The sequence below is a fragment of the Rathayibacter sp. AY1D1 genome (assembly GCF_002932635.1).
Taxonomy (GTDB): Bacteria; Actinomycetota; Actinomycetes; order Actinomycetales; family Microbacteriaceae; genus Rathayibacter.
In genome coordinates this window covers 178,563-205,213 of record NZ_PSVY01000004.1, presented here as the reverse complement: position 1 = coordinate 205,213, position 26,651 = coordinate 178,563, and the positions used below count along the sequence as shown (strand labels likewise).

Here is a 26,651-nt window from a genome sequence, read left to right as displayed (position 1 = left end):
CCGGGGCGTCGGTGCGGGGGAACGGGTCAGACGACGCGCGGGTCGGACTCCTGGGTGTCGTCCTCGGGGATGTGGACGTCCTGGACGGTCACGTTGATCTCGGCGACCTCCATGCCGGCGATGTGCTGGATGGCGTCGGCGACGGCGGAGCGCACGTCCTCGGCGACCTTCTGCAGCGGCGCGGGGTACTCGGCGACGATGGTGATGTCGGCGGCGACCTGGCGCTCGCCGACCTCGACCTTGACGCCCTGGCCGCGGTCGTCGTTGCCGATCGCACTGCGGATGGCGCCGATCGCTCGGGCCGCTCCTCCGCCGAGGGCGTGGACGCCCGGGACCTCGCGCGCGGCGATGCCGGCGACCTTGGCGATGACGCCGTCCTCGATCACGGTGCGTCCGGATCCGGTGCTGGTCTGACGGGTGGTGGTCGCGGTGGTCTCGGCCATGGTCTCCTCTTTCGCTCGGGGCCCGATCGCTCGATCAGGCGGGGTATGCAGGTAGGACGCTCCGTCGACGCCGAACGTCACGGTCGGATCCGGCCCGCCCAGGCAACTGCCAGAGAGGAGGGCCGGGCCGGGCCGGTCCTCTCAGGAACGCGGTCGACGCCCGTCGATTCGCCCTCGGCCCGGTGCTGTGGTGGCATGGAGCCGTGACCGACGCGACCGCCCCGCAGGCGCCCCTCCCCGATCGGACGGCCGCGCGCATGCGCCCGCGCGCCCTGCTCGTCCTGGCCCTGATCGGCGCGGTCGGCGGGACCCTGTCGGGCGCGTTCGGCGTCGGCGGCGGGATCGTGATGGTGCCGATGCTGATCGCCTGGGCCGGGATGGACCAGCGCCGCGCCTCCGCCACCTCGCTGCTCGCGATCGCTCCGGCCTCGGTCGCCGGAGCGTTCGGCTACGCCCTCGCCGGCCAGGTCGCCTGGGTCCCGGCGGCGGTGATCGCGGCTGCGGCGATGCTCGGGGCGGTGGCCGGATCCTGGCTGCTCGCGCGGCTGCCTCTGGGGGTGCTGCGCTGGATGTTCGTGGCGCTGCTCGTGGCCGCGGCGGTGCGGATGGCCGTGTTCGGCTCGAACGACACCGGCGACGTCGCCGAGGGCTGGGGCGTGTGGCCCGGATTCGCGGGGCTCGGCATCGGGATGGGCGTCGCCGCCGGCCTCTTCGGCATCGGCGGCGGAGCGATCGCCGTGCCGGTCCTGGTCGGCGCCTTCGGGCTCGCGGACCTCCTGGCCAAGGGCACCTCGCTCGCCGCGATGATCCCCACGGCGGTCACCGGCTCGATCGCGAACGCCCGGCGCGGCCTGCTCGACGTGCGCGCGGGCCTCGTGGTCGGACTCACCGCCACGGCGTTCTCCTTCGCCGGAGTCGCGCTCTCCTTCCTCCTGCCGGCGCGCGTGTCCGGGATCCTCTTCGCGGTCCTCCTCCTGCTCGCCGCGGTGCAGCTCGCCCTCCGCGGGCGGCGCCGCTGAGCCCTGCACGACGCGGACCCCCGCCGTCAACGCCCTGTCCGATCCGTCGCAGACGCTCGTAGCGTCGTCGCGATCGGGCGCGGGCCCGGAGGGGCGGGAGCACGATGGAGCAGCAGCAGCGCGAGCAGCAGCACCGGCAGCAGCGGCGAGGGGGCGGCGCGAGCCTGCACCGGGACGTCGCACCCGGGGTGCACCGGCTCGAGCACGCCTGGACGAACCTCTACCTGATCGAGGAGGCCGGTCGGCTGACCGTCGTCGACGCCGGACTCCCGAGGACGTGGCCGCACCTGGTCCGCGCGCTGGAGGTGCTCGGCCGCTCGCTCGGCGACATCGACGCCCTCGTGCTGACCCACGCGCACTTCGACCACCTCGGCGTCGCCCGCAGCCTCGTCCGGCGGGGCGTCCCCGTGCACCTGCACGCGGCCGACCAGCCGCTCGCCGCGCAGCCCTACTCCTACCGCCGCCAGCGCACGCCGTTCGTGTACCCGCTGCTGCACCCCTCCGCGATCCCGGTGCTCGGAGCGATGGCCCGTGCGGGCGCGCTCGCGGTGCCGCCCGTGCACGGGACCCTGCCGCTGACCGCCGGAGCGGTGCTCGACGTGCCCGGATCGCCCCGCGTGCTCGCGACTCCGGGGCACACCGACGGGCACGTCTCGCTGCACCTGCCCGAGCGCGACGCGGTGATCGGCGGAGACGCACTGGTCACGCTCGACCCCTACTCCGCGCGCACCGGCCCGCACCTGGTCGCGCGCGCCGCCACCGCCGACACGGCGCAGTCCCTCGACTCGCTGCGGGTCCTCGCCGGGACCGGGGCGCGGACACTCCTGCCCGGCCACGGCGCGCCCTGGCGCCTGGGCGTCGCGGCGGCGGCCGAGCTCGCGGCGCGGACGCCGATCGCCTAGGGCAGGCTCCGCAGGCCGCTCGGACGCCGGTGGCCTGCCTCCCCGGCCGACCCGGCCCCGCAGCCGTGGCACCATCGGAGGTGATGTCGACCCCCGGTCCCGCATGAGCGCGGTCAGCTACCAGGCCGCGTCGATCCCCCTCCGCCTGGCCAGCGCCGGCATGGTCGTCGCCCTCCCCGTCCTCGCCGTCGAGCGTCTCGGCGACGTCGCGCTCGGCGGCGCCCTGACCGGAGCGGCGCTCTTCCCCGCCGTGATCGCCGCGCCGCTCGTCGGCACGGTGCTCGACCGGGTCCGCCGCCCCCGCCGGCTCCTGGTCGGCGCCGCGCTCACGACCGCCGTCGCCTTCGCGGTCGCCGCCTTCCTCGGCGAGGTGCCGACGCCGCTCATCGTGGTGCTGCTGCTCCTCGCGGGGCTCGCGACGCCCGTCTACATGGGCGGCATGTCGAGCTTCGTCACGAGCGCCATCCCGGAGCCGCGCCGCGCCTACGCGCAGGACTCGCTCTCGTACACGGTCGCCTCGATCAGCGGGCCGGCGATCGTGGGCCTCGCGGTCGGAGTCGGGGGAGCGCGGACCGCGATGCTCGCCATGGCGGTCCTCGCCCTCATCGGCGTCGTCGGATCGCTCGGCCTGGCGATGGAGGCCCGTCCGGCGCCGACGGTCGGCGTGCTGCGGACGATCGTCGCGGGCGTCACCCACCTCGTGCGGCACCGTCCGATCGCGGTGGTCACCTCGGCGGGCACGCTCAGCCAGGTCGCGGGCGGAGCGGCGGGAGTCGCGGCGATCAGCCTCTCGGTGGAGCGGCTGGGCAGCACCGACGCCGCCGCGTGGATCCTGACCGCCTTCGCCGTGGGCGGCCTGCTCGGCGCCCTCGCCGTGGCGGCCCGCCGCTGGACCCGCCGTCCGCCGGCGTGGACCATGGGCGCCGCCTACATCGCGACGGGCGCCGTCCTCCTGGTCGCCGTCCCCGACCTGGGCGTCGTCGTGGCGATCGCCGCCTTCGCGGTCGCGGGCGTCTTCACGGCACCCTCGAACGCGGCGATGCTGCTGCTGCGCGACCAGGAGAGCCCTGCCGCCGTCCGCTCGCAGGTGTTCACGATCGGCGCGGGGCTGCGCTCCGCCGCCGCGGCCGTCGGCGCCGTGCTGGCGGGAGCGGCGTCCGGCCTCGGAGCCTCCTGGCTCGTCGCGGGGATCGCCGTGGTCTGGATCGGCTCCGGCCTGCTGCTGCGCCTGTTCCCCGCGCGCGACCGCGACTGACCCCGGCCGCGCGCGGAGCGCTCGGCGGGACCGGCACCGCCGCGCGCGGGGATCGCGATCAGGCCGCGACGCCCGCCAGCGTGCCCGTGCTCGGCCCGTTCGGGTCGGTGATCATGCAGTTGATCGTGCGGTCGCCCGTGCCCCAGCTCTCGGCAGTCGGGTAGTAGTAGCTGAAGTCGTACGCCGAGTCCTGGTAGCCGATCCCGGTGAACGACTCGAACGCCGTGACGCAGTCGGTCTCGGCCTGCTCCGTCGCGACGGACTCGCCCGGGTACTCGTCGGCGTCGGCCATCGTCAGGTTCTGGAACACCTCGTAGACGTGCGGGTCGGTGCAGGGCACGGTCGGCACGTCGGTGACCTCGGTCGCCTCCTCGCTGAGCTCGCCGTTCAGGCAGTCGCCCACGCGCAGCTGGAAGACGTCGGTCGTCCCGCCCTCGGTGATCTCCCCGGTCTCGTCGTCGCGGGTCTCGCCTCCCATCAGGCCGTTCAGGCCCGAGCAGCCGGTCAGGCCGAGGGCGAGGGCCGCGCCGGCGGCCAGGACGAGGGCGGTTCTGCGGCGGTTCATGGCGACTCCCGGGATCAGCGGTACGGAGGTGTTCCTGTGACGACTCCCAGGCTAGAGGTGCAGGGCATCCGTCCCGAGGGGGATGCACCCGATCCGGATCTCCACTTTCCGGAGTAGCGGACGCTCAGCCCGGTCCGGTCGAATGGGGTCATGGCTCAGAAGACGGTCGCAGACCAGCTCATCGCTCAGCTCATCGACGCCGGCGTCTCCCGCATCTACGGGATCGTCGGCGACTCGCTGAATCCGATCGTCGACGCGGTGCGCCGCAGCGGCGGATCCGAGAAGGGAGGCATCGACTGGATCCACGTGCGCAACGAGGAGGCGGCCGCCTTCGCCGCCGGCGCGGAGGCGCAGCTCACCGGGCGCCTCGCCGTCTGCGCCGGCAGCTGCGGCCCCGGCAACCTGCACCTCATCAACGGCCTCTACGACGCGCACCGCTCCTCCGCCCCGGTGCTCGCCATCGCGAGCCACATCCCCAGCAACGAGATCGGCTCGTCCTACTTCCAGGAGACGCACCCGGACAGGCTCTTCGTCGAGTGCTCGAACTACCGCGAGCTGATCTCGACCGCCGCCCAGGCTCCGCGGGTCGTGAACGCCGCGATGCGCAGCGCGGTGGCGCTCCGCGGAGTCGCCGTGGTCACCCTCCCCGGCGACATCGCCGAGCTGGAGGCGGTCGACGGCTTCCCCGCGTTCGTGCTGCCGTCGACACCCGTCCTGGTCCCCGCCGACGCCGACGTCCGCGCCCTCGCGGCCGCGATCGACCAGGCGCGGACCGTCGCGATCTTCGCGGGCGCCGGAGTGCAGAACGCGCACGACGAGGTCGTCGCCTTCGCCGAGCTGGTGGGCGCGCCCGTCGGGCACAGCCTGCGCGGCAAGGAGTGGATCCAGTACGACAACCCCTACGACGTCGGCATGACGGGCCTCCTCGGCTACGGAGCGGCGCACGCCGGCATGCACGACGCCGACCTGCTCCTCCTCCTCGGCACCGACTTCCCCTACGAGCAGTTCCTCCCCGACGCCTCGAAGGTGGTGATCGCGCAGGTCGACAGCGACGCCTCGAAGCTCGGACGCCGCGTCAGCGTCGCGCACCCCGTCCACGGCGACGTGGCGGCGACCCTCACCGCGCTGACCCCGCTCGTGCAGCGGAAGGACCACCGCTTCCTCGACAAGACGCTGAAGAAGCACGAGAAGCTGGTCACCGGAGTCGTCGGGAAGTACACCGAGGTCGGCACGCGCAGCCCGATCCACCCCGAGCTCGTCGCGTCCACGCTCGACGGCCTGCTCTCCGAGGACGCGATCGTCACCGCCGACACCGGCATGGGCAACGTCTGGCAGGCCCGCTACATCACCCCCAACGGGAAGCGGCGCCTGCTCGGCTCGTACATGCACGGCTCGATGGCGAACGCGCTGCCGCAGGCGGTCGGCGCGCAGCTCTCGCACCCCGGTCGCCAGGTCGTCTCGCTGAGCGGCGACGGCGGGCTCTCCATGCTGATGGGCGAGCTGGTAACGGTCGCCGCCTACCGGCTGCCCGTGACGATCGTCGTGTTCAACAACTCCACGCTCGGGCTGGTGAAGGTCGAGATGCTGGTCGACGGCTTCCCGGACTTCGCCGTCGACGTGCCGATGGTCGACTACGCGAAGGTGGCGGAGGCGATCGGCATCCGCGGCATCCGCGTCGAGGACCCGCGCGACGTGGAGGAGGCCCTCCGCTCGGCGCTCGCCGACAGCGGCCCGGTCCTCGTCGACGTGGTGACGGATCCGCTCGCCCTCTCGCTCCCACCCACGATCACGGGCGCGCAGGTGAAGGGCTTCGCGCTGGCGGTCTCGAAGATCGTGATGAACGGAGGAGCGGGCGAGGCCGTCGCGCTGGCCCGCACCAACATCAAGCACGCTCTCCGATGACCGACGCCCGGGCGCTCGCGAGCGGCACCTGGTTCGTCCGGGGCTCCTCGCTGCCGCTCTGGCGCTCGCGGTCGGGGGTGGCGATCACGTACGCGCCGCTCCCGACCGGCGGGATCGGCGACGTCGTCAGCTGGCGCGGCCGCACGCGCTCGCACTACGTGGTCGGGATCGACACCCCCGACCCGCACGATCCGTCCGGCTTCCGCTGGCGCGGCGTCGAGCCGCTGACCGTCCTCGCCCGCAGCCGCTGGTCGTTCGTGGCCGCCGACGAGGAGGCTGGCTGGGCCCTCACCCGTTTCGCCCGGACGCCGTTCACGCCCGCCGGCGTCGACGTGTACGTCCGCGAGCCGCACCCGGCCCGCGGCGTCCTCGCGGCGGCGCTCGCCGCCTGCGCCGCCGACCCGCGCACGTCCGCGCTGCGCCCGCGCCTCTTCGAGGTCGCGCCCTGATTCCTGAGCGCGCGCCCTCCCGTGAGGGGTCACGAACGGTCGTCATCCGAGCGGGATGACGACCGTTCGCGACCCCTCGGCGGTCGTCGATGCGGGGACCGTTCGGCGAGTGCTCGTCGCAGGCGCTCGACGGAGCGCTCGGGGTGCGGGACGAACTCGGCGCCGACGATGCGGACGACGCGGACGCCGATCGAGGCGAGGTCGTCGTAGCGGCCGAGGTCGCGCGCGAAGCGCCGGTTGCTGGTGCGGTGATCGTCGCCCTCGTACTCCCACGCGACCCGATCCGCGGGGTGCCAGCCGTCCGGCCGCCCGACGAAGACCCCGTCGGAGTCGAACAGCGGCTCCTGCAGCACCGACTCCGGAAGGCCCGCCCGCACCGAGGCGAGCCGGAACCGCGATTCCTGCCGCGACTCCGCCCCGTCGCGCACCAGAGCGAGTGCGGCGCGGAGTCGCACCGAGCCCCGCCCTCGGAAGGCCGACACGCGCTCCCGCAGGTCGGGCAGCGGCACCCAGGGCCGTCGATCCGCCGGATCGCCGACGACCGGCGTGCGCACCAGCGCGTCGCCCACCGCGACGAGGTCGTCCGGCTCGAGGAGCGCGGAGAGATGGCAGAAGAGCGAGGCCGGATCGGTGAGGGGCAGTCCGCGGCGCAGGACGCGGCGGACGTTGGGATCGGCGAGGGCGTGGCCGACGACGTTCCGGTGCCGGGGAGCGCGTCCCGGCCGGCGGACGCTGACGTGCACCGGCTCGTCCGCAGCGGCGGGCGGGAGGTCGAGCGGCCAGAGCCGCGCCGCCGTCACGTGGCTCAGGAGCGCCTCCGGACCGACCAGCGCGAGGAGCGCCTGCGCGCGCAGGCGCAGGTCGGGGTCGGGGTCGGCGGTGCGGACCCCGTGGAAGGGCCGGTGGAGGTCGGAGCTGCGGAGCCGCCCGCGGCTCAGTCCGCTCGCGCGAGCGTCAGCGACGGTGAAGGCGCGGCCGCGGAGTCCGACCGGAAGCGGCGAGGGATCGTGCATCCGGCCACTGTCCCGCCTCCCGATCTTGTGAACCGGTTCTCCACAGGTCGGATCCTGCGCCCTTCCCGCTCGACCGCGTCCAGGCGTCACGAACGGCCGTCACCCTGCCCGGATGACGACCGTTCGTGACGCCTCGGCGGGCCCCTGAAGCCCGCCGGGCGCGTCACTCGCCGAGCGTGATCGCCTGCGCCTCGACGAGCTCGGGCTCGGGCTCGTGGGCGTCGGCGCGGGCCAGGGTGCGGCGTCCGAGCAGCACGATCAGCGCGGCGACGGCGACGGCTCCGGCCGCGGCGTACATCGGGAAGGCCGGCGAGATCGCCGCGGCCAGGGCGGAGGCGGCGGGCGGGGCGATCGCGCCGCCGAGGAAGCGGACGCCGGAGTAGGCGGACGAGGCGACGGAGCGGGGCAGGTCGGTCGCCTCCATCACGCACTCGGTGAGCACCGTGTTGACGACTCCGAGCAGCAGGCCGCCGACGATGATGCAGACGATCAGGCCGACACGGGACGAGATCACGAGGCCGCCGGCGATCAGGTCCAGCGCGAGCAGCAGCAGCACCGAGCGCAGCACGACGGTGCGCGGGAGGCGCCGGGTGAGCAGCGGAGCGACGAACACGGAGGTGACCGCCACTCCCAGGCCCCAGCCGAAGAACGTGAAGCCGAGGCCCATCTCGTCCAGCCCGAGCGGGTAGGGCGTGTAGGCGAGCAGCACGAAGAAGCCGATGTTGTAGAACAGGGCGGCGCCCGCCAGCGTGCGGATGGCCGGGACCTTGAGGGCCGCGAAGGGCGCCGAGAGCGGAGTCGGAGCGGGCTTCGGGCCGTCCTCGCGCAGGAGCGTCGCGATGGCGATGAAGCCGACGGCCATCAGCACGGCGGTCCCGAAGAACGGACCGCGCCACGAGACGCTGCCGAGAAGCCCGCCGAGCAGCGGGCCGACGGCGATGCCGATGCCCAGAGCGGCCTCGTAGAGCACGATCGCCGCGGAGGAGCCTCCGCTCGCCGCGCCGACGATGGTCGACAGTGCGGTCGAGATGAACAGCGCGTTGCCGAAGCCCCAGCCCGCGCGGAAGCCGATGACGCCCTCGACACTGCCCGCCGTGCCGGCGAGCGCGGCGAACACCACGATCAGCACCAGGCCGATCATGAGGGTCTTCTTGGCGCCGATGCGGCTGGAGAGCCAGCTGGTGAAGAACATCACGACGCCGGTGATGACGAGGTAGCTCGTGAAGAGCAGCGAGGTCTCGGTCTGAGTCGCCTGCAGGCTCTCGGCGATGGCCGGGAGGATCGGGTCGACCAGGCCGATCCCCATGAAGGCGATCACCGCGGCGAAGGCGACGGCCCAGACGGCCAGCGGCTGCTTCAGGATCGAGCCCTGGGCGGGCGAGTGGGGGGAGGTGGTCACGGCGTGGAGCCTTTCTCGGGGGAGGAGGGGACGGGGGTGCCGGCGATCCGGGCGACGCGGGCCTCGACGAGGGTTGCGGCGCGCTCGAGGGCGAGGCGGTCGTCCTCGTCGAGGTCCTCGAACAGCGGGGCCAGGGCGGCCTCGAGGCGGAGCCGGTGCTCGGCGAGGGCGTCGAAGCCGGCGGGAGTGCCCTCGATCAGCCAGGCGCGGCCGTCGCCGGCGTCGTGGACGCGGCGGATCCAGCCGGCCTCGTCGAGACGGGCGATGATGCCGGTCATCGTCGGCTGGGTGACGCGGACCCGCTCGGCGAGCTCGCCGAGGCGGGAGGGGGAGGCGGTGCGCAGCTCGGCGAGCGTCGACCAGACGGCTCCGGACTGCGCGCCGAGCCCGGTCGCGCCGCTCGCCCGCCCCGCGAACCGCGTGAGGGCGGTGGCGGCGGAGGCGAGACGCACGGGGGCGCTGGGATCGGGCACGAGAAACAATATAGCACGCCTATGTAGTTCGGTGGAGGGCGCTTCGAGTCCACCCTCCATCGGGCGCACTCACTGACGGTCTCCTCCGCTTCTGTGACAGGATCGTCCGTATTCGCGCGTCGACTCCCGCGATCACCGACGGAAAGAGAAGTCATGTCCCCCAGCGAGCACGACGTCGTCGTGATCGGAGCCGGTGCCACCGGACTCACCGCGGCGCTCCGGCTGCAGCAGCACGGACTCGACGTCGTCGTCGTCGAGGCGCGCGAGCGCGTGGGCGGGCGGCTCGAGACCCGCGTGGTCGACGGGCAGCTCCTCGAGCTCGGCGGCCAGTGGGTCTCGCCGGACCAGACGGCGCTCCTCGAGACCCTCGACGAGCTCGGCCTCGGCACCTACTCCCGCTACCGCGAGGGCGAGAGCGTCTACATCGGCGCCGACGGCTCCGCCCGCCGCTTCACCGGCGACATCTTCCCGGGGAGCGAGCGCACCGAGTCCGAGATCTCCCGCCTGATCGAGGTGCTCGACCGCCTCGTCGCCGAGACGGACCCGGCGGCGCCGTGGACGCACCCGCTCGCCCGCGACTACGACCGCGTCACCTTCGCCGCCTGGCTGGAGCAGCAGAGCGACGACGAGGAGGCGCGGGCCAACATCGCCCTCTTCCTCGCCGACGCCATGCTCACCAAGCCGGCGCACGCCTTCTCCCTCCTCCAGGCGCTCCTCATGGCCGCGAGCGCGGGGAGCTTCAGCAACCTGGTCGACGCCGACTTCATCCTCGACAAGCGCGTGATCGGCGGCCTCCAGCAGGTCCCGGAGCGGCTCGCCGAGCGCCTCGGCGCCGAGCGCGTCCTGCTCGGGCACCCGGTCCGCTCCGTCCGCTACGGCGACGACGGGGTCGAGGTGCGCGCCGACGGCGTCGTCCTCCGCGCTCGCCGTGCGATCGTCGCCGTGCCGCCGAACCTCGTCGGCCGCATCTCGTTCGACCCGCCGCTCCCGCGCCTGCGGCAGCAGGCCCTGCAGCACCAGTCGCTCGGCCTCGTGATCAAGGTGCACGCCACCTACGCCACGCCCTTCTGGCGCGCCGACGGCCTCTCCGGCACCGCGTTCAGCCCGCACTCGCTCGTGCACGAGGCCTACGACAACTCGAACCACGGGGAGGAGCGCGGCACCCTGGTCGGCTTCGTCTCGGACGAGAAGGCCGACCGCGTGCTCGCGCTCGACGAGGCGGTGCGGAAGGCCGCGATCCTCGACTCGCTCGCCGCCTACTTCGGCCCGGCCGCACTCGATCCGGTCGTCTACTACGAGAGCGACTGGGCGTCCGAGGAGTGGACGCAGGGCGCGTACGCCGCGAGCTTCGACCTGGGCGGGCTGACCCGGTACGGCGCGCTGCAGCTGGAGCCGGTGGGTCCGCTCCGCTTCGGCACGAGCGACCTCGCCGCCGAGGGCTACCAGCACGTCGACGGCGCCATCCGCGTCGGCAGGCGCCTGGCACAGGAGATCATCGACGAGGACGGCGCGACCGCACCGGCCCCCCAGCGCGAAGGAGCACAGCCCGCATGAGCACCCACTACGCCGTGATCGACCCGGCCACGGGGGAGACCCTCCGCGAGTACCCGACCCTCGGTGACGCCGAGCTGACCGCGGCGATCGGCTCGGCGCAGGACGCGTCCTCCTCGTGGTCGCGGACCGTGCCCGTCGCGACCCGCGCGGCGCTGATCGCCCGCGTGGCAGAGCTGCACGTCGAGCGCGCCGACGAGCTCGCGGCGATCATCGTCCGCGAGATGGGCAAGCCGCTCGACCAGGCGCAGGGCGAGGTCGGCTTCGCCGCCGACATCTACCGCTACTACGCCGAGAACGGCGAGGCCTTCCTCGCCGACGAGCCGATCGAGCTCGCCGAGGGCACCGGCTCCGCGCTGATCCGCCGCGCCGGGCTGGGCGTGCTGCTGGGCATCATGCCGTGGAACTTCCCCTACTACCAGGTGGCCCGCTTCGCCGGCCCGAACGTGGTCGCGGGCAACACGATCCTGCTCAAGCACGCGCCGCAGTGCCCGGAGTCGGCCGCCGCCATCGCCGACATCTTCCATACCGCGGCCGAGGAGCTGGGCGCGCCCGCCGGCGTCTACGTGAACCTCTACGCCACGAACGAGCAGGCCGCGACCGTCATCGCCGACCCCCGGGTCCAGGGCGTCTCCGTCACCGGCTCCGAGCGGGCCGGCGCGGCCGTCGCGGAGCTCGCGGGCCGACACCTGAAGAAGGTCGTGCTCGAGCTCGGCGGCTCCGACCCGTTCGTGCTCCTGTCGACCGACGACCTCGACAAGGCGGTCGAGGACGCGGTCGCCGCGCGCCTGGACAACAACGGCCAGTCCTGCAACGCCGCGAAGCGCTTCATCGTGATCGACGAGCTGTACGACGCGTTCGCCGAGAAGTTCACGGAGGCGTTCACCCGTGCCAAGCCGGCCGATCCGTTCGCGGAGGGCACCCTCCTCGGCCCGCTCTCCTCCTCCGCCGCGACGGAGCGCCTCGAGGCGCAGCTGGCGGCCGCGCGCGAGCAGGGGGCCACCGTCCGCGCCAGCGGCGAGGTGACCGGCAACTTCTTCCCGCCCGCCGTGCTCGAGGGCGTCACGCCCGAGATGGACGCCTACCGCGAGGAGTTCTTCGGCCCCGTCGCCGCGCTCTACCGAGTCCGCGACGAGGACGAGGCGATCGCCCTCGCGAACGACACCCCCTACGGCCTCGGCTCCTACCTCTACACGACCGACCAGGAGCAGGCGCTGCGCCTGGCGGACCGGATCGACGCCGGCATGGTCTGGATCAACCTCGTCCTCGGCGACGCGGCCGAGCTGCCCTTCGGCGGCGTGAAGCGCTCGGGCACCGGCCGCGAGATGGGCCGCCCCGCCCTCGAGGAGTTCGTGAACAAGAAGCTCATCCGCATCGCGTGAGACGGGCGCGGGCCGGGCCCCGGAGTCGATCCGGAGCCCGGCCCGCAGCCGCTCGGCCTGCGCCCGCTCACTTCTTCGTCAGCGACGACTCCTTGTGCGCGGCCTTCGCGTCGGTCTTGTCGCTCTGCACGATCCAGTAGGGCTCGTCGTCCGAGGCGTTGAACTTCTGCCCCTCGAACTGGAACTCCTTCGTCTTCTTCTCGACCAGCTCGCCGTGGGTCTCGCCCTGCGAGGTGTTCCAGCTGATCTTGTCGCCCTTCTTCACGAGGCGGCTCCTCTCTCTCGGTCGCGCCGGAGCGCGGTGGTCCCCTCGCGCGGAAGCGCGATGGTGGTGGTGACGTCGACGATCGCCGGAGCGGCGGGCGCCGACGAGAAGCCGAACCGCACGGGCGGCGACAGCGGTCCCAGCGGGCCGAGGTCCTCCTCCGCCAGCACGGCGTGGACGCCCTCGACGCGGCGGATCGCCCGCACGCCGTAGTACTCGCGGCGTCCGTGCCCGGCCGACCCGGCCGTGCTGACCCCGCGGACGAGCAGGGAGGCGACCGGCGAGATCGCGGTCAGCCATGCCGGGTGCTCGGCGAGCGGCCGCGGAACGATCCGCAGCAGCCGGCCGAGCGGAGTGAGACCGCCGAGCTCCAGGCGCACCGCGAGCGGTCCGGCCGAGACGGACAGGCCGCCCGCGATCCTCCGCCACGACACCGGCGCGATCCGCACCTCGTCGAACGAGTACGTCGACCCGATGAAGTCCGCGACCTCGCGGGTCGGTGCGATCAGGAGGCGGTGGCCGTCGCCGTCCTCGACCATCGCGTCGGCGAACGGGCCGAAGGGGGTGTCCTCCCAGAGGCCCAGCACGATCCTCGTGCCCGAGGACGTGCCGAACCCCGCGATGCGCCCGCCGAAGCGGAGGAGCCGCGGGGTCCGGCCGGTCATCAGGAGGCCGAGCGCAGCAGCGTGAACGAGCCGTCGCGGACGATCAGCGTGGTGACCTCGCCCTCGACGACCTGCTCCGGGTCGCTGGAGGCGGCCAGCGTCCACTCGGCGCCGGGCGCCTCGGGAACGGTGAACTCGACGCCGTTCTCCGCCGCGTTCAGCAGCAGGGCGAAGCTCGCGCTGCCCTCGTGCTCGAACACGAAGGTGATCGAGCGGGCGTCGGGGTTGTCCCAGTCCTCGTCGGCGAAGCCCTGCGCGTCGGAGCGGAGGATGTCGACCGTGTCGGGGCCGCCGTCGCCGGGGGCGCGGCGGAACCACTTCGGGCGCAGCGCCGGCTCCGCGGCGCGGAGGGCGATCAGCTCGCGGGTGAAGGCGAGCAGCTCGCGGTCCGCGTTCTCCCAGTCGAACCACGAGATCTCGTCGTCCTGGCAGTAGGCGTTGTTGTTGCCGCCCTGCGTGCGGGCGATCTCGTCGCCGCCCAGGATCATCGGCACGCCGGCCGAGAGCAGCAGCGTCGCGAGGAAGTTGCGGCGCATGCGGTCGCGGCGCTCGTTGACCGCCTCGTTCTCGGTCGGGCCCTCGGCGCCGTTGTTGGAGGAGCGGTTGTCGCTCTCGCCGTCGTTGTTGTCCTCGCCGTTGGCTGCGTTGTGCTTGCGCGAGTAGGCGGTGAGGTCGGCGAGGGTGAAGCCGTCGTGCGCGGTGACGAAGTTGATGCTGGAGACCGGCGAGCGGCGGTCGGCCTCGTACACGTCGGGGGAGCCGAGGACGCGCTGCGCGGTCGTGCCGAGCACCGAGTCGGCGCCGTTCCAGAAGTCGCGCACGTCGTCGCGGAACTTCCCGTTCCACTCCGACCAGTCCGCGGGGAAGCCGCCGACCTGGTAGCCGGCGGTGTCCCACGGCTCGGCGATCATCTTGACGGGCGCGAGCACCGGGTCCTGCGCGATCAGGTCGAGGAAGGCGCTGTGCACCTCGGCCTCACCGGTCTGGCGGGTGAGGGTGGTGGCGAGGTCGAAGCGGAAGCCGTCGATGTGCATCTCGGTCACCCAGTAGCGCAGCGAGTCCATGATCAGGCCGAGCGCGGCCGGGTGCGCGACGTTGAGGCTGTTGCCGGTGCCGGTGGTGTCGAAGTAGTTCGCGCGGTCCTCCTCCACCAGTCGGTAGTAGGAGCCGTTGTCGATGCCCTTGAACGAGAGGGTGGGGCCCTTGTCGTTGCCCTCGGCGGTGTGGTTGTAGACCACGTCGAGGATGACCTCGAGGCCGGCCTCGTGGAACGCCTTGACCATGGCCTTGAACTCGTCGACCTGCGAGCCGTCGTCGCCGGCGTGCGAGTACTCGTTGTGCGGCGCGAAGAAGCCGAGGGAGTTGTAGCCCCAGTAGTTGCGCAGGCCCTTCTCCTCGAGGTGCGAGTCCTGCACGAACTGGTGCACGGGGAGCAGCTCGACCGAGGTCACGCCCAGGTCGGTGAAGTGCTTGATCGCGGCGGGGTGAGCGAGGCCGCGGTAGGTGCCGCGGATGTCCTCGGGCACGTCGGGGTGCAGCTTCGTGAAGCCCTTCACGTGCACCTCGTAGACGACGGTCTCCTCGAGCGGGATGCGCGGCGCGGTGTCGCCGCTCCAGTCGAAGGAGTCGGGATCGGTGACGACGCAGCGGGGGACCGCGTGCGCGGAGTCGGCGTCGTTGCGGGTGTCGGCGTCCTCGTAGAACTGGCCGAAGACGTCCTCGGACCAGGTGTACGAGCCCTCGATCGCGGTGGCGTGCGGGTCGAGGAGGAGCTTGGCGGCGTTGTGGCGGAGGCCGTTGGCGGGGTCCCAGGGGCCGTCGACGCGCAGTCCGTAGCGGGTGCCGATGCCCATCTCGGGGACGAGGCCGTGGAAGACGTGGCCGGTCCGCTCGGTGAGGGCGACGCGGGTCTCTGCTCCGGACTCGTCGAAGAGGCAGACCTCGACGCTGTCCGCGGTCTCGGAGTAGACGGCGACGTCGGCGCCGGCGTCGCCGCGGAGGGAGACGCCGAGGGGATACGGGAAGGAACGGGGGGATGCGGGCATGCGTCCATCCTGACCGGGCGGCTCCGGGAGCTTCGCGCCCTTGTCGCCGCGCCCGCCTCCCGCTAATCTTCCAGGCCCTCCCTTCGACACGGCGCCCTCCGCGGGCATATAGTCAGCTGGCTTACTAAATCGTCGGAGGAGAGCGTCGTGCGCAACCGCAAGTGGATCGGGCTGGTCGTCATCAGCCTCGGAGTGGCGACGATCATCGTCGACTCGACCATCGTCAACGTCGCCATCCCGTCGATCGTCGCCGATCTCGGGATCACCTCGACCCAGGTGCAGTGGGTGCAGGAGTCGTACACGCTCGTGTTCGCCGCGCTCCTGCTGGTCTTCGGCACCCTCGCCGACCGCTGGGGCCGGCGCCGCATGCTGATCGTCGGCGTCTCGCTCTTCGCGCTCTCCTCCGTCGCGGCGGCCCTCGCTCCGACCGGCGACCTGCTGATCCTCTCCAGGGTCGTGCAGGGCGTCGGAGGAGCGATGGTGCTGCCGACGACCCTCTCGCTGATCAACGCCACCTTCCGTGGGCGCGAGCGCGCCATCGCCTTCGCCGTCTGGGGCTCGACCATCGGCGGCATGACCGCGGTCGGCCCGCTGCTCGGCGGCTGGCTCACCACCGACTTCTCGTGGCGCTGGGCGTTCGGCATCAACATCCCGCTCGGCGTGATCATCGTGGTCGGAGCGCTGCTGTTCGTCGACGAGTCGCGGCAGCCCGACGGGCGGCGGGTCGACCTCGTCGGCGCCGCGCTCTCGATCATCGCCTCCGCCTCCCTGGTGTTCGCCCTGATCGAGGGGCGCACCCTCGGCTGGTGGGGTGTCGACGAGCGCCTGAGCGTCGGCGGATGGAGCTGGCCGCTCGGCCTCTCGCCGGTCCCGATCGCGTTCGCCGTCGCGGTGCTCGCCGGGGTCGCCTTCGTCCTCTGGGCGCGGGCCCGCGAGCGCGCCGGGCGCTCCGCGATGCTCGCGATCGGGCTCTTCCGCCTCGCCTCGTTCCGCAACGGCAACCTCGCCGCGATGATCGTCTCGCTCGGCGAGTTCGGGATCATCCTGGCGCTGCCGATCTGGCTCCAGAGCGTCCTCGGCTACACGGCCGTGCAGACCGGCCTGGTGCTCCTCGCGCTCGCGCTCGGCTCCTTCGTCGCCTCGGGCTTCGCCGGCGCCTTCGGCAACAGGGTCGCGCCGGTGCTGATCGTGCGGGTGGGCCTCGCGGCCGAGATCGTCGGAGTCGCGGGCATCGGCCTGGTCGTCTCCGACTCCACCCCGTGGTGGGCCCTCGTCCCGTTCCTCGCCGTCTACGGCTTCGGCGTCGGCCTCGCGACGGCGCAGCTGACCGGGGTCGTGCTCCGAGACGTGCCCGTCGAGCTCAGCGGGCAGGGCTCGGGCACGCAGTCGACCGCACGGCAGATCGGCTCCGCCCTCGGCATCGCCGTGCTCGGGACGATCCTCTACACCTCGACCGCGGGGGTCCTCACGACCTCGCTCGAGCAGCAGGGCCTCCCCGCGGAGCAGGTCGCGACCACCGTCGACGCGGTGGTCGACTCCTCCGGCGCCGCGATCGCCGGGCTGGCCGCCTCACCGGCCACCGCCGACGCGGCCCGGGCGGCGGGCGAGGCGTTCTCGGACGGCACCCGCTACGCCGCCTTCGCCGCCGCAGGGTTCCTCGCCGTCGGCTTCCTGGCCACGCTCTCCCTCGGCCGACCGGCCGAGGAGGAGGAGGAGCCGGAGGTCAGCTCAGCGGAGCCGAGTCGTCGGCGGTGAAGACGATCTTGCCGATCGTGCGGTCGGCTCCGGTCGCTCGGCGCGACAGCACGTCGACGACGTCGCCCAGCGGATGCACGGCGCCCGGCCGGGGCCGCAGCTCGCCGGAGGCGGCGAGCGAGACCGCGCGCCCGATCCGCTCCGCCGTCGCCACCACGATCATGTTGCGCACCCGCGGGCGGTCGCGGCGGACGAGGCCCGTCGCCTGCGAGACCAGCGCCGGACCGCTCGGCACCAGCGTCGCGATGCGCCCGCCCTCGGCCAGGAGGATCGCCGCGTCGTCGACCGGCAGGTGGCCGGAGACGTCGACGACCACGTCGAAGCGGCCGCCCAGCACCCCGAGGTCGAGCGCGCGGTAGTCGTGCGGCTCGGCGCCGAGCGAGCGGAGCAGGTCGGCGGAGGCGGCCGAGCCGGTGGCCGCGACCGTGCAGCCCGCCCGCACCAACAGCTGGATCGTCGGATCGCCGATGGCTCCCGAGCCGCCGCTGACGAGGACGCGCTCGCCGGCGCGCACGTGCAGTGCGTCCACCAGGCCCACCGCGGTGCCGCCCGACATCGCGAGCGTGACGGCCTCGACGAAGCCGAGGGAGTCGGGCATCGGGACGAGCGAGCGACTGCGCGCGATGGACGCGTCGGCGAAGGCGTCGCCGTCGCGGGTCATCCCCACCACGCGGTCGCCGATCGCGACCGAGTGCGACCCCGGGCCGAGCGCCTCGACGGTGCCGGCGATGTCGAGCCCGAACCCGTAGGGACGGGAGCGGCCGACGGCCATGATCCGCGCGGAGCCGGACAGGATCTTCTCGTCGGTCGCGTTGATGCTCGCCGCGCGCGTGCGCACCAGGACCTCGCCGCGACCCGGCATGGGCACCGGCGCTTCCCGCCACGAGAGCAGATCGGGCCCGCCGAACCTGTCGTACCCGAGTCGTCGCATGTCGCTCCCGTCGTCCGTGCCAGCCCCCCGAGCCTAGGGCGTGGCCGCTGAGCGGAGGCGTCGCGGGCGCCCGGCGGAACCCCCTCCGGTGCCCGCGGGCCCGGTGCTACCGTGGCGGCCATGAGCGCAGACGACAGCCCCGAGTTCGCAGGCTTCGAGGCCACCCCCTCCACCGATGCGGAGAAGGCCGACGACGTCCGTCCCGCCGACGCCGAGGTCGAGGAGAACACCACGGCCGACGAGAGCCGCGACCCGGACCACGGCTACGACCCGATGAGCGAGAGCGGCTCCGAGAACGCCCCCGAGGACGAGGTCGGCCCCCGCGAGGACGAGGAGGGCCTGCTTCCCCCCGGCAGCACCGCCGAGGGAGCCGGCACCGCGCTCGGCGCCGACGCCGTCGAGGGCGGCGAGCCCCTGGGCGAGAACGCGAGCGCCGGCACCCCCGGCCAGCTCGCCGACGAGCGCTGGCGCACCAACGGCATCAACCCGCTGGGTTGAGCCGTCTTCCGCGGCGGCCGGCTACCGCCGCGGTAACGACCACCGCCGGAGGCGAACCGTCGAAACGCGTTTCGGCGTAGCCGGACGCGACCCGCTCCACCTGCCCGGCCACTCCTGGGAGCCGACCGCGCCGCGGCGGGCGGGGACCGCCGCGCAACAAACACAGCTGGCGTTCCGGTTGCTCGGAGGAGGAGCAGGGGTGGGCGCCGTAGCGTTCCGGGAGCGCGGCACGCCGGTCGCGCGGACGGGGAGTCCCATGTCGTTGTTCCTGAACCGCACTCGTGAGGTCCGATGGACCGAGGACGAGAGGCGGGCGCTGGCCGAGGCGGTGGCGGAGGACCGGGCCGACGCCTGGCGCGGAGTGGGTGCGCTCGATCGCACCGTCGTCGTCTCGACCGAGGATCCCGGCGTCCGCGGCGGCGCGCGCTGGCCCACCGATCACCGTGCGTTCCTGCGCGTCGACCGCGGCGCCTCCGTGGTGCTCGCTACCGACGGGCTGAGCGATCCCTTCGACCGGCTCGCGCATCCCGGCACAGGTCTCGGCCTCGAGCTGTGCCTCGAGACGTCCGCCGTCCGCGGCGTCCCCACCGCCGAGCTCTGGAACCACTGGCACTTCCGCCTGCTGTACGAGGCCGCCCGACGGGCCGCCCTCCAGGGGGTGTGCTGCCGCAGCTCCCTCGACACGGCGCGGCTCGCGAACGTCGCGGCGCCGCCCGCCTGGACCGATGAGCAGGGCACCGTCGGCGTCCTCCTGGGCCTGCGCAGCCCCGGCCTGCCCGAGCGGCTCGACCTGGCGACCGGTCACGCCGACCTGGTCACCCTCACGCCGCTGCGGCCGCAGGAGCACGCCCGGGCCTCGGTCGACGCGGGGGCCCTTGCCGAGATCGCCGACCGCCTCCGGGCCCTGCCGCACGAGGAGCTCGTGCACACGGCCCGGCCGCTCGTGGTCTGAGGAGCGTCGCGGCTCAGGAGCCCTCGGCGGGCTCCGGCACCACGGTCATCTCGCCGGTGTTGTTCGCGCTCGCGATGAACTGCTCGATCCACAGGCGGTTCAGCGACGGGCGCTTGCTGCCGTGGAACCGGAAGTGCAGCGGAGTCGTCGGGTGCACCCAGACGGAGCTGCGGCCGTAGCCGGACGACTCCGGCTCGCTCCAGGAGAGGCTGAACGATTCGTTCCGCCGCATCTTGGTGAACATCGCGACCTTGAGGTGCGCGAGGAGCCGGTCCTCGAAGTCGATCTCGAGTGATTGCGGTCCGTAGATCAGTCGTCCCATTGTCTCCGCCGTGAAGTCGTGCCGACGCGCCGGAGTCCCGGACGGCGTCGCGGGCTCCGTGAGCTCGGGAGCCGCCACGGAGAGGATACCGATCCTGCGACCCGGAGGGGTGACACGGCTTTCGCCTCCGCCGGCCGAGGGCGGGATCACCCCGTCAACGACGGACGCCCCGCCGACCGGATCCGGGGATCCTGGTCGACGGGGCGTCGGAAGTCGGAGATTACTCGCCGACGCCGCGGATGTTCGCGGCCTGCGGGCCCTTGCGGCCCTGCTCGACGTCGTACTCGACGTGCTGGTTCTCGACGAGCTCGCGGTAGCCCTGCTTCGCGATGGCGGAGAAGTGCGCGAACACGTCGGCGCCTCCGTCGTCGGGAGCGATGAAGCCGAAGCCCTTTTCGGAGTTGAACCACTTAACGGTGCCAGTAGGCATTTCTTTTCCTTATGTGTTAATGACGCCGACCGGGGCCTGCGTCGTCAGAGTCCGCACGAGTGTGCGGTACCCGCTCGACTCGGCCTCCGCGGGTGAAACACGCGTCTGCCGGAGTCGTCCGGGTCGTCTAGGGGCTGAGCTCGCGCCTCCGGGGGAGGGCGGCTCTGCGGGGGAGAACGTCCCGCGGACCGGGCGTGCCGGTGGAGCGGGGGTCGAACGAGGAACGGCGCGGCTTCCGCGGCGTCCTGTGAAGGGCGGTACCCGCGTGCGAGGCGGGCGTTCGAACCGGACGACCGAGGACGATGCTCTCAGTCGGTGCGGTCTCTATCAGGGGCTGAGTCTCTTCGTCGTCGTGCGACTTCTCAGCCGTGGAATTCGGGCGATCGCCCAGGAGATGTCTCGACTCTACGGGATCACTGCCCCCGAGCGCGACCGCACGCGTCAGACGGCGCGCCGATCCGCGTGCGCGAGGCGGCCGGAACCGCTGTCCGGGCGGGTCGCGGTGTGCCACGATACGACTCGGATCGCGCCGTTCCCCGCCGCCGATCCCCGCCACAGCCTCCCCGCCACCGTCGCCCCGGAACGAGCCCGGAGCCCGTCCTCCCGAGGTCACCGTGCCCCTGCCTCCCCGGCCCGCCGACGCCGCGGTGCTGCTGCGCGAGCAGCGCGAGGTCGGCGTGCTCTGCGCCCGGCGGGCGGGCGGGGTGCTGACCGCCGCCTCCGCGCTGCACCTGCTCGCCCTGACGCCCGCGCAGCTGATCACGGTGCTGCCGAGCCTGGCGCTGCTGGTCGTCTCGGCGCTCGTGCAGCTCGCGCCCGGCCGATCGGTCGCGACCGGGACGAGGGCCGTGATCCTGGGATCCGCGCTGGACGTCGCGGCACTCGCCGCCTTCCTCTCGCCGGGCGTCGACGCCTCCCTCCGCGCCGTTCTGGGCGGGATCACGATGCTCGCCTCGATGGCTTTGCCGTGCGCGCTGCTCGCCGTCGGCTCCTGGCGGGGCATGCCGTGGGCCGCGGTCCTCGCGCTGCTCCCGGTCCTCGCCCTCGGCGCGGCGGCGACGGGCGCGTCCGGGCGCGCTCCCTTCGTCCTGATCTCGGTCGTCGTCTGCTGGGCGCTGCTCCTGACCGCCGCGCGGTGGCTCGCGGGCTGCGTCGCGCGTGCGCACGTCGGCACCGCCCGCCTCCGGACCGCCCACGACGCCGAGCGCCGCTCGAGCGAGAGCGAGTCCCGGCACCGCGCCGACGCGCGGCTGATGCACGACACGATCCTGGCGACGCTGACGCTGGTGGCGCACCGGGGGGAGGGCGTGCCCGCTCCCGTGCTGCGCGACCGGGCCGCCGCCGACCTGGCCCTCCTGCGCGGTCTGGAGACGGTGGAGGAGCCGGACCCGGACGGGGCGGCCGGGGTGCCGGAGGCGCTCCTCGCGCTCGGTCGGCGGTCGGCGGCGGTGGGCGTGGAGGTGCGCTGGCACGGCGGTGCGCAGCCGCGGATCCGACCGGAGGTGCTCGACGCCGTGGTGCGCGCGACCGGGGAGTGCCTCGAGAACGTGCGGCGCCACTCCGGAGCGGCCCTGGCCCACGTGAGCGTGGCGGAGGAGGCGGGCTCGCTCCGCGTCGTCGTCTCGGACGAGGGGCGCGGTTTCGACCCGGCCGCGGTGGCGGCCGGACGCCTCGGCCTCGCGGAGTCGGTCGTCGGCCGGATCGAGACGGTGGGCGGCGAGGTCCGGGTCTTCTCGGCGCCCGGGTCCGGCGCGACCGTGCTGCTGAGCGTGCCGCTGTGAGCGGGTCGCGGCAGGAGGAGGGGACGCTCCTGGAGCTGGTCCGGGCGGCGGACAGGAGCCCGGGCGCGCTGTGGAGCATCCGCGAGCGCCTCACCCGGCCGAACCGCCTGAGCGGGAGCTACCTCGGGCTGGGCTTCCTCACGATGGCGGTGCTGCTCGACATCCGCGGAGTGATCTCGTACCTCTGGTCCCTCGACGCGCGGTCCGCGACCTGGCTGAGCGGACTCTCCTGGCTGCTGGTCGTCGCCGCGAGCGCGGTGGGGGTCTCGATCGCCCTCCGCCGCCACGGCGAGCTGCCCCGCCGGGCCTTCGCGGGCGTCCTCGCTGTGGACGTGGCCGCGCTGCTGCTCGAGTTCGCCGACCACGCCCTGCCGACACCGGCTCCGATGTACTACCCGTCGGTCTGCGTGGGAGTGGGCGCGGGGGTGATCGCGCTGATCACCTTCCAGCCGCTCTCGCGCTCGTTCCTCGCCCTGGTGGTCCTGGTCGGGCTCACGGCGCTCGGCCTCGTCGGCCAGGCGCTCCTCGGCGACGGAGGCGCCGCCCTCGCGGTGAGCAACGTCCTCCTCGCCGTCGCGCCCGCGGCCGTGTGCGTCGTCGTGCTCACCTCGCTCGACCAGTACGTGCGGCGCACGCTCGACCGCAGCCTGGCCGACGGCACCGTCCACGCCGCGGACGACGAGTTCTCGCAGGTGGACGCCCGCATCGAGGAGCTCCTCGAACGGGTCCGGACGCCGGTGCCGCTGGACGAGGAGCTGGGCGAGCGGGCGCGGGTGCTCGGAGACGAGCTCCGCGAGGCGCTCGCCCGCAGCCACGACCGCACCTGGCTGAGGATCGCGGTGGAGGAGTCGGCGCTGCTGTCCTCCGCTGTCGCGATCGACGATCCGAGCGGGGCTGCGGCGCTGCTGGCCCCGCTCGACCGCTCGCGGCTGCTCTCGGTGCTCTGGCTGCTCACCGCCCCCGCGGGGAGGACTCCGCTCGCCGTCCGCCTGGAGCCGGGCCAGAGCGGCGGGGTGGAGCTCGCCCTGGTCGCCGCGGGCATCCGCGCCCGCGACCTCGACCGCTCGGTCTGGGGCATCCTCAGCGAGCTCGGCGAGCACCGCACGACGACCGACCACGGCGCGACGAGGATCCTCGTCGCCCACCGGCCCCGGAGGAGGACGACGACATGAGCGACGAGCCCGCGATCACGCTGGCCATCCTCGACGACCACCCGATCCTGCTGGCGGCGCTGGCGGAGTGGATCCGCCGCTCGGGCACGGACATCCGCGTGGCGGCGACGGCCGGCACCTGGACGGACCTGCTCGCGCACCCGGCCTTCCCGACCGACGTGGTGCTGCTCGACATCGACCTCGGCGACGAGCTCGACCTCGCCATGAAGATCCGGATCATCGCGGCCGCCGGCGCCGCCACGATCATCATCAGCACGCACTCCGAGCCGGGGACGATCAACCGGGCGCTCGAGGCCGGGGCGCACGGCTACGTGGTCAAGAGCGAGCGGACCGAGACGATCCTCGCGGCGATCCGAGCGGCGGCGCGCGACGAGCGCTTCCTGACGGCGCAGACGCGGGAGCTGCTCGGGGCCGACCGCCCGGGCACCCTGACGCACCGCGAGCGGGAGATCGTCCGCCTCTTCGTCGACGGGATGCCGCTGAAGCAGGTCGCCACGCTCCTCGGCATCACCCAGGACGCCGCACGGAGCTCGCTGCGCAGCGCCCGGGGCAAGTACCGGGCGGAGGGGCTGGCCGTCGGCACGAAGATCTCGCTCCGCCGGCAGGCGCTGCGCGACGGGATCGTCGAGCGCTAGGCGCGCGCTCGACGATCCCGGGGGCCTAGACCGTCTCGGCGCGCTTCTGCCGCGCGGGCTCGGCGGGGTCGGAGGGTCCGTTCCAGATCGAGACGATGCCCCAGACGACGGCCGCGATCGGCACGGCCAGCACGGCGCCGACGATGCCGGCGAGGACGGTGCCCACGGTCAGGGCGATCAGGACGATCAGCGGGTGCAGCTTCAGCGAGCGCGCCATCACGACCGGCTGGAGGAAGTTGCCCTCGAGCTGGTTGACCCCGATGACGACCAGGATCACGATCAGCGCGGCGACCGGGCCGTTGGCGACCAGGGCGACGAGAGCGGCGAGGATGCCGGCGGCCGTGGCTCCGACGATCGGGATGAACGCGGTGAGGAAGACGATGACGGCCAGCGGGATCGCCAGCGGCACCTGGATGATCGCCAGCGCGACACCGATGCCGATCGCGTCGACCGCCGCGACGGTCGCCGTTCCGCGGACGTAGCCGCCCAGTACGTCGACCGTCTTGTGCCCGACGCGCTTGGCGCGCTCGTAGCCCGAGCCGGTGAAGGGGCGCAGGAGGAACTCCCAGATCTTCGGGCCGTCCTTCATGAAGAAGAACAGCACCACGATCATCAGCACGAGGCCGGTGATGAAGTTCGCCGCCGCGGAGACGCCCGCGAGCGCGCCGTTGCCGAACGAGCTGGAGGTGAGGAAGTCGACGACCGACTGGCGGGCGGACTCGATCTGCTCGTCGGTGATCTGGAACGGCAGGTGCTGCACGTAGTCCTGCAGCGAGGTGATGCCGTCGGAGGCGCTGCTGACCAGCTCGTCCCACTGGTTGCGGACCGCGACCGTGATCAGCCAGCCGACCGCGCCGAGGATCGCGAGCAGCCCGATCAGCGCCAGCCAGGTCGCGAGGATCGACGGCACGCCCTTGCGCCGCATCCACGCCAGGACCGGGTGGATCGCGGCGGCGAGGATGAGCGCGATCATCACGGGGATGAGCACCAGCGTGAGCTGCGTCATCGCGAAGACGAGCACCGAGGCCAGCAGGAGGACGATGACCACCTGGAGGCAGCGGGTGGCGAACCGGCCGAGGCCGTCGCTCCAGATCCGCCGCTGCGGATCGGGTGCGCTCGGCTGCGGCGCGGCGGCGCTGGTCGAGGAGTCGTTGCGGTCGAAGAAGCCCATGGAGGGACGGTATCGGCTCGGGCCGACCTGCCGTCCCTCCTTGACACCCCGGCCGCGCCGCGGCGATCCGGGGGTCAGAGACCGGCGGGCTTCTCCGGCGTGCGCAGCCAGGTGTCGAAGAAGTCCGCCAGGTCGGAGCCGGAGACGTTCTCGGCCAGGGCCTGGAAGTCGGCGGTCGTCGCGTTCGAGTAGCGGTTCTCGGAGGCCCAGCGCTTCAGCAGCACGCCGAACGCGTCCGCGCCGATCCGGTCGCGGAGGGCGACGAGGGTCAGGCCGCCGCGGGCGTAGACGGGCGCGTCGAAGAGGCCCGCGGCTCCGGGGTCGGCGACGGCGGTCGACCAGAACGGGTCGTCGGCGGGAGCGGCGGCGACCCGGGCGGCGGACTCGGTGACGCTCGCGCCGCCGGTGTGCTCCTCCCAGAGCCACTCGGCGTAGGTCGCGAAGCCCTCGTTCAGCCAGATGTCGGACCAGGTCTCCGGCGTGACGCTGTCGCCGTACCACTGGTGCGCGGTCTCGTGCGCGACGGTCGACTCGTCCGCGCCGCCGGAGTAGAACGAGCGGCCCTGGGTCTCGAGGGCGTAGCCGATCCGCTCGTCGTCGACCACGGCTCCGGCCGAGCGGAACGGGTACGGGCCGAAGACGGAGGAGAAGTAGTCGATGATCGCGCCCTGCTTCGCGAGGGCCGCCTCGGTGCGGGCGCGGGAGTCGCCGGTGATGTCCCGGTCGATCGCGTCGATGGTCGTCACGCCGCCCTGGGTGGAGCGGACCAGGTCGTAGTCGCCGATGTTCACCATGGCGAGGTAGCTCGCCATCGGGCTGGTCTCGACCCAGCGGGAGGTCGTCCACCCCTTCGACGTGGTGGGGGAGCCGACCGGCAGGCCGTTCGCGACGACCGTCCGGCCCTCCGGGACCGTGATGCTGAAGGTGTAGCGCGCCTTGTCGGCGGGCGAGTCGTTGACGGGGTACCAGGTCGAGGCGCCGTCCGGCTCGCTGGCGACCAGGGCGCCGTCGTCCGTCGACCACCAGCCGAAGGGGGCCCCGGTGCCGTCGACGGGGTTCCCGGTGGTCCCGGCGTAGTCGATGCTCACCAGCGCGGGCAGGCCCTTCCGGAGGGTCCGGGCGGGCGTGACGGTCAGCTCGTCCCCCGACTGCGAGAACCGGGCGACCCCGGCGTTGACGGTGACCTTCGAGACGGTGAGGCCGGTCAGGTCGAAGGAGAGCGAGCGCAGGTCCTTCTGGGGCGCGAGGGTGACCACGGCCCTGCCGCCGAGGGCCCGGGTCGCCGGATCGTACTTCAGGACGAGGCTGTAGGTGAGGGCGTCGAAGCCGCTGCTGCCGAGGCCGGGGAAGTAGGGATCGCCGGCGCTGGTGCCCCCGTCGACGGCGCCCGCGCGGGCGGCGGGGGAGGCGATGGCGGCGGGTGCGAGGAGGAGGGAGGAGGCCACGAGCGCGCTGAGCGCGGCTGACGCACGGAATGTCATGTCCGCACGCTAGCGGGCGGGCGTTTCGTGCGCGTGTCGGCACCGTGCCGAGGAGAAGCCCCGTCGATCGACGGACGGGCGATCACGTTCCTGCCGGGGCGAATCAGCTGCGGAATCCGTCGCGGTCACGGAGCATCGCACGGTGGAATTACCCATTCGAGCCGCCGGAGCCCCGCGGATCGTTGCGGCGGCGAC

At 73.3% G+C, this 26,651-nt stretch carries 26 protein-coding genes; 13 read left to right on the top strand and 13 right to left on the bottom strand.

Going from position 1 to position 26,651, the window contains the following annotated elements; translation table 11 throughout:
* Positions 1-26: 26 nt before the first annotated feature.
* Positions 27-443 carry an Asp23/Gls24 family envelope stress response protein gene (locus C5C56_RS05005; RefSeq protein WP_104225148.1) on the bottom strand — a complete coding sequence of 139 codons (417 nt, stop codon included), beginning with the start codon at positions 441-443 and terminating at the stop codon, positions 27-29.
* Between the two features lie 203 nt (positions 444-646).
* Here C5C56_RS05005 and C5C56_RS05000 point away from each other — a divergent pair, with 203 nt between their 5' ends.
* The 3 genes from C5C56_RS05000 (at position 647) to C5C56_RS04990 (ending at position 3,619) form a co-directional block, all read left to right on the top strand.
* Positions 647-1,462, top strand: coding sequence for a sulfite exporter TauE/SafE family protein (locus C5C56_RS05000; RefSeq protein ID WP_104319188.1), 816 nt, complete (start codon positions 647-649; stop codon positions 1,460-1,462).
* Positions 1,463-1,566: 104 nt separating this feature from the next.
* Complete coding sequence (locus tag C5C56_RS04995; RefSeq protein WP_104319187.1) at positions 1,567-2,364, top strand: MBL fold metallo-hydrolase; 798 nt, start codon at positions 1,567-1,569, stop codon at positions 2,362-2,364.
* A 103-nt stretch (positions 2,365-2,467) separates the two neighbouring features.
* Entirely contained in the window at positions 2,468-3,619 is a 1,152-nt protein-coding gene (locus C5C56_RS04990; RefSeq protein ID WP_104226087.1) for an MFS transporter, read from the top strand.
* A gap of 58 nt (positions 3,620-3,677) precedes the next feature.
* Here C5C56_RS04990 and C5C56_RS04985 read toward each other — a convergent pair whose 3' ends face one another.
* Positions 3,678-4,184 carry a septum formation family protein gene (locus C5C56_RS04985; RefSeq protein ID WP_104226088.1) on the bottom strand — a complete coding sequence of 169 codons (507 nt, stop codon included), beginning with the start codon at positions 4,182-4,184 and terminating at the stop codon, positions 3,678-3,680.
* A 150-nt stretch (positions 4,185-4,334) separates the two neighbouring features.
* Here C5C56_RS04985 and C5C56_RS04980 point away from each other — a divergent pair, with 150 nt between their 5' ends.
* Together C5C56_RS04980 and C5C56_RS04975 are read left to right on the top strand one after the other, a co-directional pair.
* Positions 4,335-6,086 carry a pyruvate dehydrogenase gene (locus C5C56_RS04980; protein ID WP_104261347.1) on the top strand — a complete coding sequence of 584 codons (1,752 nt, stop codon included), beginning with the start codon at positions 4,335-4,337 and terminating at the stop codon, positions 6,084-6,086.
* Positions 6,083-6,535 (top strand): hypothetical protein, encoded by a 453-nt coding sequence (locus C5C56_RS04975; RefSeq protein WP_104319186.1) that lies wholly within the window; start codon positions 6,083-6,085, stop codon positions 6,533-6,535. Before C5C56_RS04980 ends, C5C56_RS04975 begins: the two co-directional genes overlap by 4 nt.
* A 29-nt stretch (positions 6,536-6,564) precedes the next feature.
* Here the strand turns inward: C5C56_RS04975 and C5C56_RS04970 are convergent, their stop codons facing one another.
* The 3 genes from C5C56_RS04970 to C5C56_RS04960 all read right to left on the bottom strand — a co-directional run bounded on the left by C5C56_RS04970 (position 6,565) and on the right by C5C56_RS04960 (position 9,420).
* Positions 6,565-7,548 (bottom strand): hypothetical protein, encoded by a 984-nt coding sequence (locus tag C5C56_RS04970; protein ID WP_104319185.1) that lies wholly within the window; start codon positions 7,546-7,548, stop codon positions 6,565-6,567.
* 163 nt (positions 7,549-7,711) lie between these two features.
* A complete protein-coding gene (locus tag C5C56_RS04965; protein ID WP_104319184.1) occupies positions 7,712-8,947 on the bottom strand; it encodes an MFS transporter in 1,236 nt (411 codons plus the stop codon).
* Positions 8,944-9,420: a MarR family winged helix-turn-helix transcriptional regulator gene (locus C5C56_RS04960; protein ID WP_146084654.1), complete on the bottom strand. Its 477-nt coding sequence runs from the start codon at positions 9,418-9,420 to the stop codon at positions 8,944-8,946. Before C5C56_RS04960 ends, C5C56_RS04965 begins: the two co-directional genes overlap by 4 nt.
* Before the next feature lie 153 nt (positions 9,421-9,573).
* Here C5C56_RS04960 and C5C56_RS04955 point away from each other — a divergent pair, with 153 nt between their 5' ends.
* Both C5C56_RS04955 and C5C56_RS04950 read left to right on the top strand, forming a co-directional pair.
* The gene (locus C5C56_RS04955) at positions 9,574-10,974 is read left to right on the top strand and encodes an NAD(P)/FAD-dependent oxidoreductase (RefSeq protein ID WP_104309338.1); all 1,401 of its coding nucleotides are present in this window, start codon (positions 9,574-9,576) and stop codon (positions 10,972-10,974) included.
* A complete protein-coding gene (locus tag C5C56_RS04950) occupies positions 10,971-12,353 on the top strand; it encodes an NAD-dependent succinate-semialdehyde dehydrogenase (RefSeq protein ID WP_104319182.1) in 1,383 nt (460 codons plus the stop codon). The genes C5C56_RS04955 and C5C56_RS04950 overlap by 4 nt, the downstream gene beginning before the upstream one ends.
* Positions 12,354-12,420: 67 nt before the next feature.
* Here C5C56_RS04950 and C5C56_RS04945 read toward each other — a convergent pair whose 3' ends face one another.
* Genes C5C56_RS04945 through glgX form a run of 3 tightly spaced genes read right to left on the bottom strand, consistent with a single transcriptional unit; the run spans position 12,421 to position 15,328 of the window.
* Entirely contained in the window at positions 12,421-12,618 is a 198-nt protein-coding gene (locus tag C5C56_RS04945; RefSeq protein WP_056866275.1) for a DUF2945 domain-containing protein, read from the bottom strand.
* A complete protein-coding gene (locus C5C56_RS04940) occupies positions 12,615-13,283 on the bottom strand; it encodes a hypothetical protein (protein ID WP_104319181.1) in 669 nt (222 codons plus the stop codon). The genes C5C56_RS04945 and C5C56_RS04940 overlap by 4 nt, the downstream gene beginning before the upstream one ends.
* Entirely contained in the window at positions 13,283-15,328 is a 2,046-nt protein-coding gene (gene glgX / locus C5C56_RS04935; protein ID WP_104246955.1) for a glycogen debranching protein GlgX, read from the bottom strand. Before glgX ends, C5C56_RS04940 begins: the two co-directional genes overlap by 1 nt.
* A 147-nt stretch (positions 15,329-15,475) precedes the next feature.
* Between glgX and C5C56_RS04930 the strand changes: the two genes are divergently transcribed.
* Positions 15,476-17,083, top strand: coding sequence for a DHA2 family efflux MFS transporter permease subunit (locus tag C5C56_RS04930; protein ID WP_104315073.1), 1,608 nt, complete (start codon positions 15,476-15,478; stop codon positions 17,081-17,083).
* Here C5C56_RS04930 and C5C56_RS04925 read toward each other — a convergent pair.
* Positions 17,052-18,014, bottom strand: a complete 963-nt coding sequence (locus C5C56_RS04925; protein WP_104226099.1) for an NADP-dependent oxidoreductase — start codon at positions 18,012-18,014, stop codon at positions 17,052-17,054. The two genes, C5C56_RS04930 and C5C56_RS04925, sit on opposite strands and share 32 nt — an antisense overlap.
* Before the next feature lie 120 nt (positions 18,015-18,134).
* Between C5C56_RS04925 and C5C56_RS04920 the strand changes: the two genes are divergently transcribed.
* Both C5C56_RS04920 and C5C56_RS04915 read left to right on the top strand, forming a co-directional pair.
* Positions 18,135-18,512 (top strand): hypothetical protein, encoded by a 378-nt coding sequence (locus C5C56_RS04920; RefSeq protein ID WP_104314845.1) that lies wholly within the window; start codon positions 18,135-18,137, stop codon positions 18,510-18,512.
* A gap of 256 nt (positions 18,513-18,768) precedes the next feature.
* The gene (locus tag C5C56_RS04915) at positions 18,769-19,464 is read left to right on the top strand and encodes a hypothetical protein (protein ID WP_104269726.1); all 696 of its coding nucleotides are present in this window, start codon (positions 18,769-18,771) and stop codon (positions 19,462-19,464) included.
* 13 nt (positions 19,465-19,477) lie between these two features.
* On the opposite strand, the gene C5C56_RS04910 is transcribed toward C5C56_RS04915, so the two are convergent.
* Both C5C56_RS04910 and C5C56_RS04905 read right to left on the bottom strand, forming a co-directional pair.
* The gene (locus C5C56_RS04910) at positions 19,478-19,786 is read right to left on the bottom strand and encodes a hypothetical protein (RefSeq protein ID WP_104226101.1); all 309 of its coding nucleotides are present in this window, start codon (positions 19,784-19,786) and stop codon (positions 19,478-19,480) included.
* A 220-nt stretch (positions 19,787-20,006) separates the two neighbouring features.
* Positions 20,007-20,216, bottom strand: a complete 210-nt coding sequence (locus tag C5C56_RS04905) for a cold-shock protein (RefSeq protein ID WP_055786246.1) — start codon at positions 20,214-20,216, stop codon at positions 20,007-20,009.
* Positions 20,217-20,830: 614 nt separating this feature from the next.
* On the opposite strand from C5C56_RS04905, the gene C5C56_RS04900 reads away from it, so the two are divergent.
* Genes C5C56_RS04900 through C5C56_RS04890 form a run of 3 tightly spaced genes read left to right on the top strand, consistent with a single transcriptional unit; the run spans position 20,831 to position 23,804 of the window.
* Entirely contained in the window at positions 20,831-21,997 is a 1,167-nt protein-coding gene (locus C5C56_RS04900; protein ID WP_104287827.1) for a sensor histidine kinase, read from the top strand.
* Positions 21,994-23,169 (top strand): hypothetical protein, encoded by a 1,176-nt coding sequence (locus C5C56_RS04895; protein ID WP_104287828.1) that lies wholly within the window; start codon positions 21,994-21,996, stop codon positions 23,167-23,169. The genes C5C56_RS04900 and C5C56_RS04895 overlap by 4 nt, the downstream gene beginning before the upstream one ends.
* The gene (locus tag C5C56_RS04890; protein WP_104287829.1) at positions 23,166-23,804 is read left to right on the top strand and encodes a response regulator; all 639 of its coding nucleotides are present in this window, start codon (positions 23,166-23,168) and stop codon (positions 23,802-23,804) included. The genes C5C56_RS04895 and C5C56_RS04890 overlap by 4 nt, the downstream gene beginning before the upstream one ends.
* A gap of 25 nt (positions 23,805-23,829) precedes the next feature.
* On the opposite strand, the gene C5C56_RS04885 is transcribed toward C5C56_RS04890, so the two are convergent.
* On the bottom strand, positions 23,830-24,975 hold the full coding sequence (locus C5C56_RS04885) for an AI-2E family transporter (RefSeq protein WP_104319180.1): 1,146 nt from the start codon (positions 24,973-24,975) through the stop codon (positions 23,830-23,832).
* A gap of 74 nt (positions 24,976-25,049) precedes the next feature.
* Positions 25,050-26,456 (bottom strand): M1 family metallopeptidase, encoded by a 1,407-nt coding sequence (locus C5C56_RS04880; protein WP_104319179.1) that lies wholly within the window; start codon positions 26,454-26,456, stop codon positions 25,050-25,052.
* Positions 26,457-26,651: the final 195 nt, after the last annotated feature.